The 12885-nt window shown below is 63.7% G+C and carries 12 protein-coding genes; 11 read left to right on the forward strand and 1 reads right to left on the reverse strand.

The window, feature by feature from the left end:
• Positions 1-59 precede the first annotated feature (59 nt).
• Positions 60-1685: a methyl-accepting chemotaxis protein gene (locus R9B85_RS01970; protein ID WP_112252630.1), complete on the forward strand. Its 1626-nt coding sequence runs from the start codon at positions 60-62 to the stop codon at positions 1683-1685.
• A gap of 137 nt (positions 1686-1822) precedes the next feature.
• Here R9B85_RS01970 and R9B85_RS01975 read toward each other — a convergent pair whose 3' ends face one another.
• Complete coding sequence (locus R9B85_RS01975; protein WP_112252632.1) at positions 1823-3229, reverse strand: purine-cytosine permease family protein; 1407 nt, start codon at positions 3227-3229, stop codon at positions 1823-1825.
• Between the two features lie 317 nt (positions 3230-3546).
• Between R9B85_RS01975 and R9B85_RS01980 the strand changes: the two genes are divergently transcribed.
• The 10 genes from R9B85_RS01980 (at position 3547) to R9B85_RS02025 (ending at position 12882) form a co-directional block, all read left to right on the forward strand.
• A complete protein-coding gene (locus tag R9B85_RS01980) occupies positions 3547-4032 on the forward strand; it encodes a flavin reductase family protein (RefSeq protein WP_112252633.1) in 486 nt (161 codons plus the stop codon).
• A 75-nt stretch (positions 4033-4107) separates the two neighbouring features.
• On the forward strand, positions 4108-5148 hold the full coding sequence (locus R9B85_RS01985) for an LLM class flavin-dependent oxidoreductase (protein ID WP_112252634.1): 1041 nt from the start codon (positions 4108-4110) through the stop codon (positions 5146-5148).
• 332 nt (positions 5149-5480) lie between these two features.
• On the forward strand, positions 5481-6077 hold the full coding sequence (locus tag R9B85_RS01990; protein ID WP_003258678.1) for an amino acid synthesis family protein: 597 nt from the start codon (positions 5481-5483) through the stop codon (positions 6075-6077).
• Between the two features lie 68 nt (positions 6078-6145).
• Entirely contained in the window at positions 6146-6979 is an 834-nt protein-coding gene (locus tag R9B85_RS01995; RefSeq protein ID WP_112252635.1) for an alpha/beta fold hydrolase, read from the forward strand.
• Positions 6976-8457 (forward strand): aldehyde dehydrogenase, encoded by a 1482-nt coding sequence (locus R9B85_RS02000; RefSeq protein ID WP_112252636.1) that lies wholly within the window; start codon positions 6976-6978, stop codon positions 8455-8457. Before R9B85_RS01995 ends, R9B85_RS02000 begins: the two co-directional genes overlap by 4 nt.
• 12 nt (positions 8458-8469) lie before the next feature.
• Positions 8470-8955 carry a flavin reductase family protein gene (locus R9B85_RS02005; protein WP_112252637.1) on the forward strand — a complete coding sequence of 162 codons (486 nt, stop codon included), beginning with the start codon at positions 8470-8472 and terminating at the stop codon, positions 8953-8955.
• A 151-nt stretch (positions 8956-9106) separates the two neighbouring features.
• Complete coding sequence (locus tag R9B85_RS02010) at positions 9107-9496, forward strand: carboxymuconolactone decarboxylase family protein (RefSeq protein ID WP_207879046.1); 390 nt, start codon at positions 9107-9109, stop codon at positions 9494-9496.
• A gap of 90 nt (positions 9497-9586) precedes the next feature.
• The gene (locus tag R9B85_RS02015; protein ID WP_063913667.1) at positions 9587-10333 is read left to right on the forward strand and encodes a GntR family transcriptional regulator; all 747 of its coding nucleotides are present in this window, start codon (positions 9587-9589) and stop codon (positions 10331-10333) included.
• Positions 10334-10353: 20 nt separating this feature from the next.
• On the forward strand, positions 10354-10917 hold the full coding sequence (locus R9B85_RS02020) for an NUDIX hydrolase (RefSeq protein WP_112252638.1): 564 nt from the start codon (positions 10354-10356) through the stop codon (positions 10915-10917).
• A 183-nt stretch (positions 10918-11100) separates the two neighbouring features.
• A complete protein-coding gene (locus R9B85_RS02025) occupies positions 11101-12882 on the forward strand; it encodes an ATP-binding protein (protein ID WP_423770773.1) in 1782 nt (593 codons plus the stop codon).
• The last annotated feature ends 3 nt before the right edge of the window (positions 12883-12885 follow it).

Genomic DNA, 12885 nt, shown 5'->3' on the forward strand with positions numbered 1-12885 from the left:
GTGACCCGGCCATCCGCCCAAGCTCCTGAGGCCTGCACGCCACCATCAAGGAGCATGTCATGCAATCAAGGAATTTGAAGATCGGCATTCGCGCTGCCTGCGTGTTCGCCCTGTTGGGCATCCTGGTCCTGTTCATGGGCCTTGCCGCACTTTACGAAACCCGGCAGATGGACAAGGCCACGGACGAAATCCGGGTCAACTGGATGCCCGCCGTGGTGGCACTGAGCGAGATCAGCAGCAATCTTGGCCGCTCCCGCGCCCTCACCCTGCGTACCGCACTGGACAACAACCCCAGCGAACGCAACCGCAACCTGCAGCTGCTCGACGATACCAATGCCAAGATGAAGGATGGCCTGAAGGCATACCAAGGCACCATCACCGCCGCCGATGACCGCGCCCTGTTCGACACCTTCGATAGCGCGCACCAGCAATACCTCGAACTGCAGACACGCGTGCTGCAGGACATTGCTGCTGGCCGCATGGAAGACGCAAAGCAGCAGATCACCGGCCCTCTGAGCCAGCGCGCCGACAGCATGATGCAAGCCATGGCGGCGCTGATCGCCTACAACGGCAAAGGTGCCGAACAAGCCTCGCAGCGCAGCAGCGACGTGGCTGACGAGGCGTTCATCGCGATCATTGTCTCGCTGCTGGTGATCATGCTGGCGCTGGTCGCCCTTGCCACCGTGCTCACCCACAGCATCGTCGTGCCGCTGGCCGATGCAGTGAGCGTGGCCGAACGCGTGGCGACCGGCGACCTGACCCAGGACATCCGTGTAGTCGGCCGCGACGAGCCTGCCTTGCTGCTGCGCGCCCTGGGCCGCATGCAGGGCAGCCTGCGCGACACCATCCGCCAGATCGCCGCCTCGTCCGACCAGTTGGCCTCGGCTTCGGAGGAACTGCACACCGTCACCGAAGACACCAGCCGCGGTCTGCACCAGCAAAGCGCGGAGATCGACCAGGCGGCCACCGCGGTCAACCAGATGACTGCGGCGGTCGAGGAAGTGGCGAACAACGCCGTGAGCACCGCCGACGCCTCGAAGGGTGCCGACCAGACCACCCGTGATGGCCGCGACCGGGTCAACCAGGCGCTGGCTTCCATCCAGCATCTGGTGGCTGACGTGACCGGCACCTCGGCCGAGATCGAACAGCTGGCCAACAATGCCAACGAGATCAGCCGTGTGCTGGACGTGATTGGCGCGATTGCCGGGCAGACCAACCTGCTGGCGCTGAATGCCGCCATCGAAGCGGCCCGCGCCGGCGAGGCGGGCCGTGGCTTTGCGGTGGTTGCCGATGAGGTACGCGCCCTCGCCCACCGCACCCAGCAGTCGACCGCAGAGATCGAGCAGATGATTGCCGGTATCCAGAACGGTACCGAGCGGGCGGTGACGGCGATGCACAGCAGCCAGGGCCGCGCCAGCGGCACGCTCGAGGTGGCGCAAGGCGCCGGTCAGGCGCTGGAGGTGATTGCCGAGGCGATAGCCTCGATCAACCAGCGCAACCTGGTGATTGCCAGCGCCTCGGAGGAACAGGCGCAGGTGGCGCGGGAGGTGGACCGCAACCTGGTGAACATCCGCGACCTGGCGATGCAGACCTCGGCGGGGGCCAACCAGACCAGTGCGGCGGCGCAGGATCTGTCGCGGTTGGCGGTGGACCTGAATGGCCTGGTGGCGCAGTTCAAGGTTTGAGCTGAAAAAGCCGGGGCCGCGTTGCGGCCCATTCGCAGCACAAGGCTGCTCCTACATGCATCGTGATTCCCTTGCAGGAGCAGCCTTGTGCTGCGAATGGGCTGCAACGCAGCCCCGGTTACAGCAACAACGCTCTATCAGTCATTCACACTCACGACCCGCCCCGCCTTCTCGGCAGCCTTGCCCCGGGTCGCCAGGCAGTAATACAGCGGCACCGTCACCAGCAGGCCGAACAGCCACGAAAGGTCAGCCCCTTCGACGATATTGGAATACGGCCCCACATACAGCGACGTATTGGCAAACGGCAGCTGCACCAGGATACCGCAGGCATAGGCAATGATCGCGTGGTGGTTGAAGCGGCCATAGATGCCGCCGTCGGCACTGAAGATCGAGGCGATGTCGTACTGGCCCTTCTTGATCAGGTAGAAGTCGATCAGGTTGATCGACGCCCATGGCACCAGCACCAGCAGCAGCGCCAGGATCAAACCGATGAACTGGCCGATGAAGTCCGCCGATGCATTCAGCGCCACCATGCCGCAGCCCACCAGAATCACCCCAGCCAGCACCACCCGCACCTTGATGCTCGGTGTCCACTCGGCAATGAAGGTCTGGATCGCGGTCACGATCGACAGCACCGCACCATACAGGTTGAGCGCGTTGTGGCTGATGATGTTGAGCAGGAACAGCACCATCAGGATCGGGCCCAGCCAGCCGGTGGCCTGCTTTACCGCATCCATCGCATCGGTACCTTCCGGCACGCACAGCACCGCCACCGCACCAAAGCTGAAGCACAGGATGGTGCCCAGGGTAGCGCCGAAGTAGGTGGCCCAGAACGGCTTGGCAATGCCCACTTCACGCGGCAGGTAGCGCGAGTAGTCGGAGGTGTACGGCGAGAAGCTGATCTGCCAGATGGTGCCCAGCGACACGGTGGCGATGAAGCCCGACAGGTTGAACGCGCCACGGCTGAAGAAGTCGGCCGGCAGTTCCTGGGCGAACATCATGATGAAGCCGGCCAGCAGCGCCGAACCCATCACCCAGGTACCGATGCGGTTGAGGATGTGGATGAAACGGTAGCCGATCACGCCGATGGCGGTGGCACTCAGCGCACCGATCACGATCGCGCCCGGCATCGGCACGCTCGGGGCAATGCCGTGAATGGTCTTGCCCGCCAGGACAATATTGGAAATGAAGAAGCCGACATAGATCAGCGCGGTGAAGAACACGATCAGCAAGGCACCGTAGCGGCCGAACTGGCCGCGGCTCTGCACCATCTGCGGAATGCCCAGCTGCGGTCCCTGCGCAGAGGCAAGGGCAATGACCACGCCCCCGACCAGATGGCCCAGCACGATGGCGACCAAGCCCCACAACAGGTTCAGGTGGAACACCTGGACCACCATGGCACCGGTGACGATGGGCAGTGGCGCGATGTTGGTACTGAACCAGAGGGTGAACAGGTCGCGCGCCTTCCCGTGGCGCTCGGCAGGTGGAACGTAATCGACCGTGTGATTCTCGACAAACTGGTGTTGCGACGACGGTTGGGACATAGGATTCAGCTCGAAAGGTCGTTTTTATCTTTGTAAGGAAACCGCATCTAGGCGGCCTCTCAGCTGCGGACCATATTATGGTATTCCAAACTTTTGACAACACTGATCCGTAGGAAAAAACGCCCACTGATCCGCTCGCGCAAGCCCTGCGGCAAACCGCCACACCGCTCAAACGCACGGTATACGTGGGCTTGAGCCGTTCATCGCGCAATACCCTTGCTTGAAAATTCCGCTTGCAAAATAGGTATTACGGTATACCATCAGACACATCAACGATAAAAACCGCGGACCACCGCAGCCCTATAGAGGTACACCAGATGATCGACGCAACCATCTACAAGCAGGTTCTGGGCTCCTTCCCGTCCGGCGTTACCGTCATCACTACCCAGGACGACGACGGCTCGGTCGTCGGCCTGACCGCCAGCGCCTTCTCGTCCCTGTCGATGGACCCGCCGCTGGTGCTGTTCTGCCCCAACTACACCTCCGACTCCTACCCCGTGCTGATCAGGCAGAAGCGCTTCGCCATTCATCTGTTGTCCGGTGAACAGCAGGCCGAAGCCTACGCGTTCGCCAAGAAGGGCAAGGACAAGGCCAGCGGTATCGAGTGGTCCCTGAGCGAACTGGGCAACCCGATCCTGGCCGGTGCCACCGCGGTCATCGAATGCGAACTGTGGCGCGAGTATGAAGGTGGCGATCACGCCATCATGGTCGGCAAGGTGCACAACCTGATCGTCCCTGCAGAGGCGCCACGGCCGATGGTGTATTGCCGCGGCAAAATGGCCAGCCTGCCGGCCTTTGCCTGAAGCCTGTTCTGAATCGAGACCGCTGGCGCCAACCCTGCCAGGCGCCAGCCCCTTTCAAGCGTTGAGGAAAGCCCCATGAAATTTTCGTTGTTCGTGCACATGGAACGTTGGGATGAACAGGTCAGCCACCGCCAGCTGTTCGAAGACCTGACCGAACTGACCCTGATGGCCGAGAACGGCGGTTTCAGCACCGTGTGGATCGGCGAACACCACGCCATGGAATACACCATCTCACCAAGCCCGATGCCGCTGCTGGCCTACCTGGCTGCGCGCACCGACAAGATCCGCCTGGGCGCCGGCACCATCATCGCGCCGTTCTGGAACCCGATCCGTGTGGCGGGCGAATGCGCCCTCCTCGATGTGATCAGCAACGGCCGCATGGAAGTGGGCCTGGCCCGTGGCGCCTACCAGTTCGAATTCGACCGCATGGCTGGTGGCATGCCGGCCACCGACGGCGGCAAGGCCCTGCGCGAAATGGTGCCGGTGGTGCGCAAGCTGTGGGAAGGCGACTACGCCCATGACGGCGAAGTCTACAAGTTCCCGACCTCCACCAGCGTGCCGAAGCCATTCAACGCCACCCCACCGATGTGGATCGCCGCCCGCGACCCGGACTCGCACAACTTCGCCGTGGCCAATGGCTGCAACGTCATGGTCACCCCGCTGATGAAGGGTGACGAGGAAGTGCTGGACCTGAAGAACAAGTTCCAGGCTGCACTGGACAACAACCCGGGCGTGCCGCGCCCGCAACTGATGGTGCTGCGCCACACCCACGTGCACAGCCCGGCCGAGCCGGAAGGCTGGAAAGTCGGCGCCCAGGCCATCTCGCGCTTCTACCGCACCTTCGATGCCTGGTTCGGCAACAAGACCACCCCGGTCAACGGCTTCCTCGAGCCAAGCCCGGAATCGAAGTTCGCCGAAGTGCCGGCGTTCGAGCTGGAGAACATCCGCAAGAACACCATGATCGGCACGCCGGAAGAGATCATCGCGCGTATCAGGTACTACCAGGAACTCGGCGTCGACGAGTTCAGCTTCTGGTGCGACAACAGCCTGCCCCACGCCGAGAAGAAGAAATCGCTGGAGCTGTTCATCAAGGAAGTGGTGCCGGCGTTCGCCTGATTTCCCATTACCTGAAGCATTGCGGGACACGCCCGCTCCCGTGGGCCCTGTGGCCCGCGTGAGCGGGCTTTTTTTGAGTATTGATCCGTTGCCTATACCGGCCTCTTCGCGGGTAAACCCACTCCCACAGGACTGGCGCAGACCATGAAACCTGTGGGGTACCTGTGGGAGCGGGTTCACCCGCGAGAGGCCGGTACAGACAGCACAAAAATCAAGGCATCAGCCCACCTTTCGTCCCCCCGCAAGAGAAATTTCCAGCCGCCTCTTGCACAACAAATATTATGGTATACCATCAGACAACAAGAGCTGATAACCCTCACCAGGAGCCACCCATGAGTTTCGAAATCCGCAAGATCGTCACCTACTCCGAAGAGACCCGCATCGAAGGCGGCAAGGCCACCGACAAGCCGGTGACCATGGTCGGCCTGGCCGTCGTGATCAAGAACCCATGGGCCGGGCGCGGTTTTGTTGAAGATCTGAAGCCGGAAATCCGTGCCAACTGCTCGGACCTGGGTGCCCTGATGGTCGAGCGCCTGACCGCAGCCATCGGCGGCGCCGACAAGATCGAAGCCTACGGCAAGGCCGCAGTCGTTGGTGCCGACGGCGAAATCGAACACGCCTCGGCAGTAATCCACACCCTGCGCTTCGGCAACCACTACCGCGAAGCGGTACAGGCCAAGAGCTACCTGAGCTTCACCAACAAGCGCGGTGGCCCGGGCACTTCGATCCAGATCCCGATGATGCAGAAGGACGACGAAGGCCTGCGTTCGCACTACATCACCCTGGAAATGCAGATCGAAGACGCCCCGCGCGCCGATGAAATCGTCGTGGTCCTGGGCGCCTCCGACGGTGGCCGCCTGCACCCGCGCATCGGCAACCGCTACATCGACCTGGAAGAACTGGCTGCCGAAAAAGCCAACGCTCAATAACAACAACCAAGACGGGCCGGGGCGTGGCGTGCTTACCCGCCGCGCCCGACCTTCAAGGAGCGCCCTCCATGATTCAGCCTGTCGCTGAACGCACACCCGCCGGCACCAGCTACCTGTCCGTCGGCCAGGGCCAACCCGTGGTACTGATCCACGGCGTGGGCCTGAACAAGGAAATGTGGGGCGGTCAGTTCGTTGGCCTGGCCAATGACTACCGCGTCATCGCCTACGACATGCTCGGCCACGGCCAGAGCGCGCTGCCAGCCGCCGACATTGGCCTGGAAGGCTATGCCGCCCAGCTCGCCGAACTGCTCGACCACCTGCAGATCGCGCAAGCCACCGTGATCGGCTTCTCCATGGGCGGCCTGGTCGCCCGGGCGTTCGCCCTCGGCTACCCACAACGCCTGGCGGCACTGGTAGTGCTCAACAGCGTGTTCAACCGCACCCCCGAGCAGAGTGCCGGGGTTATCGCCCGCGCCGCCCAGGCTGCGCAGATGGGCCCCGACGCCAACGTCGACGCCGCGCTCGACCGCTGGTTCAGCCGCGAATACAAGGCTGCCAACCCGGCGCAGGTCGCCGCCATTCGCCAGGTGCTGGCGAGCAACGACCCGCAGGGCTACCACACCACTTATTCGCTGTTCGCCACCCAGGACATGTACCGCGCCGCCGACCTGGCCAGTATCCAGGTACCGACGCTGATCGCCACTGGCGAACTCGACTCGGGCTCCACCCCGGCCATGACCCGCCAGCTCGCCGCCAGCATTCCTGGTGCACGCAGCGTGGTCCTCGCCGAGCAACGGCATATGATGCCAGTGGAAGCACCGCGTGAAGTCAACAAGATGCTGCTGGACTTCCTCGCGCAAGCCCGCACCCTCACCGAATCCGCCAAGGGGATTGTTGCATGACCCTCGTTCGTTTCCAGATGTGCATCGACGGCCAATGGCGCGATGCCCAGAGCGGCAAGACCTTCGACAGCCTCAACCCGGCCACCGCCCAGGCCTGGGCGCAACTGCCCGACGCCGACGAGGCCGATGTGGAGCTGGCCGTGCAAGCCGCCCAGCGCGCCTTCGACAGCAAGCAATGGCGCAGCATCACCGCCACCGCGCGCGGCAAGCTGCTGCGTCGCCTGGGTGACCTGATTGCCGAAAACAAGGAACACCTGGCCCAGCTGGAAAGCCGTGACAATGGCAAGCTGATCCGCGAAACCCGCGGCCAGGTCGGCTACCTGCCAGAGTTCTTCCACTACACCGCAGGCCTTGCCGACAAGCTTGAAGGCGGCACCCTGCCGCTGGACAAGCCCGACCTGTTCGCCTACACCGTGCACGAGCCGATCGGCGTGGTGGCCGGGATCATCCCGTGGAACAGCCCGCTGTACCTCACCGCAATCAAGCTGGCCCCGGCCCTGGCCGCCGGCAACACCATCGTGCTCAAACCGTCCGAGCACGCCTCGGCGACCATCCTCGAACTGGCCCGCCTGGCCCTCGAGGCTGGCTTCCCGGCCGGTGTGGTCAACGTGGTCACCGGCTACGGCCCCAGCACCGGCGCGGCGCTGACCCGTCACCCGCTGGTGCGCAAGATCGCCTTCACTGGCGGTGCCGCCACCGCCCGCCACGTGGTGCGCAGCAGCGCCGAGAACTTCGCCAAGCTGTCGCTGGAGCTGGGCGGCAAGTCGCCGAACATCATCTTCGCCGACGCCGACCTGGACAGCGCCATCAACGGCGCCGTGGCCGGCATCTATGCCGCCTCCGGGCAAAGCTGCGTGGCCGGCTCGCGCCTGCTGGTGCAGGACGAAATCTTCGACGAGTTCGTCGAACGCCTGATCGCCCGTGCCAAGCGTATCCGCATCGGCAACCCGCAGGACGACGCCAGCGAAATGGGCCCCATGGCTACCGCGCAACAGCTGGCAGTGGTCGAAGGCCTGGTGGCCGCGGCCAAGGCCGAAGGCGCCAAGCTGCACATGGGCGGCAAGCGTGCCGAGGTCGAGGGTGACGGCTGGTTCTACGAGCCGACCCTGTTCGAGTGCGACAGCAATTCGATGACCATCATGCAGGAAGAGGTGTTCGGCCCGGTTGCCGCGGTAATCCGCTTCAAGACCGAGGAAGAAGCCCTGGCCATCGCCAACGACTCGCAGTTCGGCCTGGCCGCCGGCATCTGGACTCGCGACCTGGGCCGTGCCCACCGCCTGGCCCGCGATGTGCGTTCGGGGATCATCTGGGTCAACACCTACCGTGCCGTATCGGCCATGGCGCCGATCGGTGGGTTCAAGAATAGCGGCTACGGCCGCGAGAGCGGCATCGATTCGGTGCTGGCCTATACCGAGCTGAAGACGGTGTGGATCAACCTGTCCACCGCGCCCATGCCCGACCCCTTTGTCATGCGCTAGGAGATTGCGCCCATGATCGAACCAGGCATCTACAAAGACGTGATGGGCTCCTTCCCGTCCGGCGTCACGGTGGTCACCACCCTCGACGCCGACGGTGGCATCGTCGGCATCACTGCCAGCGCGTTCAGCGCGCTGTCGATCGACCCGGCGCTAGTGTTGTTCTGCCCCAACTACGCCTCCGACACCTACCCCATCCTGCGTGACAGCAAGCAGTTCGCGATTCACCTGCTGTCCGCCGACCAGACCGCCGAGGCCTATGCCTTCGCCGGCAAGGGCAAGGACAAGGCCAACGGCATCGACTGGCACCTGAGCGAGCTGGGCAACCCGCTGCTGGCCAAGGCCACGGCGATCATCGAGTGCGAACTGTGGCGCGAGTACGACGGCGGTGACCACGCGATTATCGTCGGTGCGGTGAAGAACCTGGTGCTGCCGGCCGAACCGGTAACGCCGATGGTGTACCACAAGGGCAAGCTGGGCGCCCTGCCGCCCCTGGGCTGATAGACCTTGAGCTCGGCGTTGGCTTCTTCGCGGGTAAACCCGCTCCCACAGGGATCGCACAGATGCTGAAACCTGTGCAGTACCTGTGGGAGCGGGTTCACCCGCGAAGAAGCCAACGCAAAAGACCCTGTTTAAATCCGGAGTACTGCCCATGAGCAATGAAAAGTACGAACAAGGCCTGCAGATCCGCACCCAGGTGCTGGGCGAGGACTACGTCAACCGCTCGATCCAGAACGCCGACGACTTCACCAGGCCGTTGCAGGAGCTGGTCACCGAATACTGCTGGGGCCACGTCTGGGGCCGCGAAGGCTTGTCGCTCAAAGAGCGCAGCATGATAAACTTGGCCATGATTTCCGCGCTCAACCGGCCCCACGAGCTCAAGCTGCACATTCGCGGCGCCTTGCGTAATGGCCTGAGCCGTGAACAGATTCGCGAGATCCTGCTCCAGGTCGGCATTTATTGCGGCGTGCCCGCGGCGGTGGACAGTTTCCGCCTGGCCCGCGAAGCGTTCGCTGAAGCCGATGCGGAGTCAACCCGTTAACACCGGGCTGTTCGAACCCACGCAAGGAGCACCCAAGGTTCGTGGTGCTGTTGCGGTTGCGGCCGGGCAGCCTCTTTAAGAGCGCACTTGATGAAACGCCAGCCACTCGACGACAGCTTCAAGGTCAACCGCAACCCCGTTACCCTGCGCGAAATCGTGCTCGACAAGCTGCGCGCCGCGATCATGAACTTCCACCTGCTGCCAGGCGACCGCCTGGTCGAGCGCGACCTCTGCGACCGCCTCGGCGTCAGCCGCACCTCGGTGCGTGAAGCCCTGCGCCACCTGGAGTCCGAAGGCCTGGTGGAATTCGCCGACGCCAAGGGCCCGCGCGTGGCCATCATCACCCTGGAAGACGCCCGCGACATCTACGAGCTGCGCTGCGTGCTCGAAGGCCTGATCGTGCAACTGTTCACCCTCAATGCCAAGGCCAAGGACATTCGTGCCCTGGAACGCGCGCTGGAGGTCAACCGCGAAGCCCTCGAGGAAGGCGAGCTGCAACAGGTGCTGGATTCGGTACAAGGTTTCTACGATGTGCTGCTGGAAGGCTCCGGCAACCAGGTGGCGGCACAGCAGCTGCGCCAGTTGCAAGCGCGCATCAGCTACCTGCGCGCCACCTCGGTGTCGCAGGAGAACCGCCGCGGCGCCAGCAACCGCGAAATGGAAAAGATCGTCGAGGCGATCAAGAGCGGTGACCCGCTGGTTGCCCACCAGGCCTCGGTCGACCACGTCCGCGCCGCCGCCAAAGTGGCCCTGGACTACCTGCGCCAGAAGCAGGATGACAACGTCAAGGTGCGCGACATGGTCGAGCCCTTGGCGCTGAAGGATCCACGCATATAAGCCACCCATAGGCGCTGATCATGCCCAACGCCCCGCGCTACTGCCCGCACTGCACCACGGAACTGGCCCGGGGCGTTCCCACAGGCGACACCCACGAACGCCTGCACTGCACCGGCTGCGGCTATATCCACTACATCAACCCGAAGATCATCGCCGGCTGCATCATCGAGCGTGATGGCAAGTACCTGCTGTGCCAGCGCGCCATCCCGCCGCGCCCTGGCACCTGGACTTTGCCGGCCGGGTTCATGGAAGCTGGCGAGACCACCGAGCAGGCCGCACTGCGCGAGGTCTGGGAAGAAAGCGGTGTACGCGCCGAAATCGTCTCGCCGTACTCGATCTTCAGCGTCCCGAAGATCAGCGAGGTCTACATCATCTTCCGCGCCATCGCCACCGAAGAAACCGGGCAGTACGGGCCGGAAACGCTGGCGTACAAGTTTTTCGAGCCGGATGAAGTCCCTTGGGATGAAATCTACTACCCGGCGATCCGGCAGATCCTGGAGCGCTATATCCTCGAGCGACAGGCCGGGGTTTATGGCATCTACATGGGCAATGACGACACTGGCAAAGTGCACTTCATTCGCTAGCCTGGGCCGGCCTCTTCGCGGGTAAAACCGCTCCCACAGGTACGGTGCACACCTTGAGCAATGTGCTATCCCTGTGGGAGCGGGTTTACCCGCGAAGAGGCCGATACAGCCACCAAAAATTCTCGCCAAACGTCTATTCTGGATGCACCCTTAGGGCCTTGCGAAAAAGGACCAGCAGAACACATGGCAAAATGGCTAGACGGCGGCGGGCTGATGGCCGAGCGCATCCGCAACCACGATTGGGCCGCCACCCCGCTGGGCCCTCTGCAGCACTGGCCTGACTCGCTGAAAACTTGCCTGGCCCTGTGCCTGGCCTCGCGCTTCCCGCAAGCCGTACTGTGGGGCCCCGACCTGCTAACCCTGCACAACGACGCTTTCTCGCAGATTCTCGGGCAAAAGCCCTCGGCACTTGGCATCCCCTTCAGCACCGTCTGGCAGGAAGCCTGGGCTGATATCAGCGACCTGGCCAACCGCGCCCTGGCTGGCGAGGCGGTGTACATCGAAGACTTCCCGCTCGTCATCGACCGCAACGGCGGCCCCGAACGGGCCTGGTTCACCTTCTGCTACAGCCCCATCCGCGATCACGATGGCAAGGTGCTGGGCATGCTGGATACGGTCACCGAAACCACCGCCAGCGTGCTCGCCAACCAGCGCCTGAAGTTCCTCGACGACCTGGGCCGCGCCGTGGCAGATGCCACCGACCCGGAGCAGATCCTTGCAACTACCACGCGCATGCTGGTCGAGCACCTGCAACTGTCGAGTTGCGCCTACGCGGTGATGGAACCAGACGAAGACGGTTTCACCATCTGCGGTGACGCCGTGGCGCCCGGCTCGCCGCACCTGCTGGGCCGCTACCGGCTGCAGGACTTCGGCAAGCTGGCGCTCGGCCGCCTGCGCAGTGGCCTGCCGCTGGTCATCCAGGACAACCTGAGCGAGCTATCCCCGGAGGAAGCTGCCACCTTCCAGGCCATCGGCATTACCGCGACCATTTGCATGCCTCTGATCAAAGGCGGCCGGCTGACCGCGCTGATGGCCATCCACGACAAGGCGCCACGCAAGTGGACCTACCATGAGCAGACGCTGATCAGCGAAGTCACCGAGCGCTCCTGGGCGCATATACAGCGGGGACAGGCCCACGCCAAGGTACGCGACGCCATGGCGGCACTGGAGGCACTGAATGCCACCCTCGAACAGCGCGTCGACGAACGCACCAGCCAGTTGTTGCACACAGAAGCCGTGCTGCGCCAGACCCAGAAGCTCGAAGCCATCGGCCAACTGACCGGTGGCGTGGCCCATGACTTCAACAACCTTTTGACCATCATTCGCTCGTCGCTGCACTTTCTGCAACGCCCTGACCTCGATGCACAGCGACGAGAACGCTACCTCCAGACCATATCCGACACCGTCGACCGCGGTACCAGGCTGACCGGCCAATTGCTGGCCTTCGCCCGCCGCCAGGCCCTGAGCCCGCAAGTGTTCGAGGCCGGGCCACGGCTGGAGGCCATGGCCGACATGCTCGACACTGCCACCGGTACACGGATCCAGGTCGAGCTGCAGTTGCCGCAGGCGCCTTGCCATATCCGCGCCGACCTGAATCAGCTGGAAACCGCGGTAATCAACCTGATGCTCAACGGCCGCGATGCCATGGCCGGCGAAGGCACCTTGCAACTGCGCCTGCAGGCCGACCAGCATCTGCCCGCCCTGCGCGGCCAGGCGCCACAACCGGGCCCGTTCGCGGCGATTTCGGTGAGCGACAGCGGTGTCGGCATTGCCGCCGAACTGCTGGAGCGCATCTTCGACCCGTTCTTCACCACCAAGGCACCGGGTGAAGGCACCGGGCTCGGGCTGTCGCAGGTGTTCGGTTTTGCCAGGCAGTCCGGGGGCGATGTGCAGGTGAACAGTGTCCCGGGCCAAGGCACCACCTTTACCTTGTACCTGCCCCAGGAACCACCGCCCGAAGCCTAGCGC

The sequence above is a fragment of the Pseudomonas sp. NLJ1 genome (assembly GCF_049486705.1).
Classification (GTDB): domain Bacteria; phylum Pseudomonadota; class Gammaproteobacteria; order Pseudomonadales; family Pseudomonadaceae; genus Aquipseudomonas; species Aquipseudomonas inefficax.

Coding starts and splice junctions, on each gene's coding strand:
- R9B85_RS02005 (WP_112252637.1), top strand. CDS start 8,470: ATGATCGAACCAGGCATCTACAAAGACGTGATGGGCTCCTTCCCGTCC.
- R9B85_RS02020 (WP_112252638.1), top strand. CDS start 10,354: ATGCCCAACGCCCCGCGCTACTGCCCGCACTGCACCACGGAACTGGCC.
- R9B85_RS01990 (WP_003258678.1), top strand. CDS start 5,481: ATGAGTTTCGAAATCCGCAAGATCGTCACCTACTCCGAAGAGACCCGC.
- R9B85_RS01980 (WP_112252633.1), top strand. CDS start 3,547: ATGATCGACGCAACCATCTACAAGCAGGTTCTGGGCTCCTTCCCGTCC.
- R9B85_RS01970 (WP_112252630.1), top strand. CDS start 60: ATGCAATCAAGGAATTTGAAGATCGGCATTCGCGCTGCCTGCGTGTTC.
- R9B85_RS01985 (WP_112252634.1), top strand. CDS start 4,108: ATGAAATTTTCGTTGTTCGTGCACATGGAACGTTGGGATGAACAGGTC.
- R9B85_RS02000 (WP_112252636.1), top strand. CDS start 6,976: ATGACCCTCGTTCGTTTCCAGATGTGCATCGACGGCCAATGGCGCGAT.
- R9B85_RS02010 (WP_207879046.1), top strand. CDS start 9,107: ATGAGCAATGAAAAGTACGAACAAGGCCTGCAGATCCGCACCCAGGTG.
- R9B85_RS01995 (WP_112252635.1), top strand. CDS start 6,146: ATGATTCAGCCTGTCGCTGAACGCACACCCGCCGGCACCAGCTACCTG.
- R9B85_RS01975 (WP_112252632.1), bottom strand. CDS start 3,229: ATGTCCCAACCGTCGTCGCAACACCAGTTTGTCGAGAATCACACGGTC.
- R9B85_RS02025 (WP_423770773.1), top strand. CDS start 11,101: ATGGCAAAATGGCTAGACGGCGGCGGGCTGATGGCCGAGCGCATCCGC.
- R9B85_RS02015 (WP_063913667.1), top strand. CDS start 9,587: ATGAAACGCCAGCCACTCGACGACAGCTTCAAGGTCAACCGCAACCCC.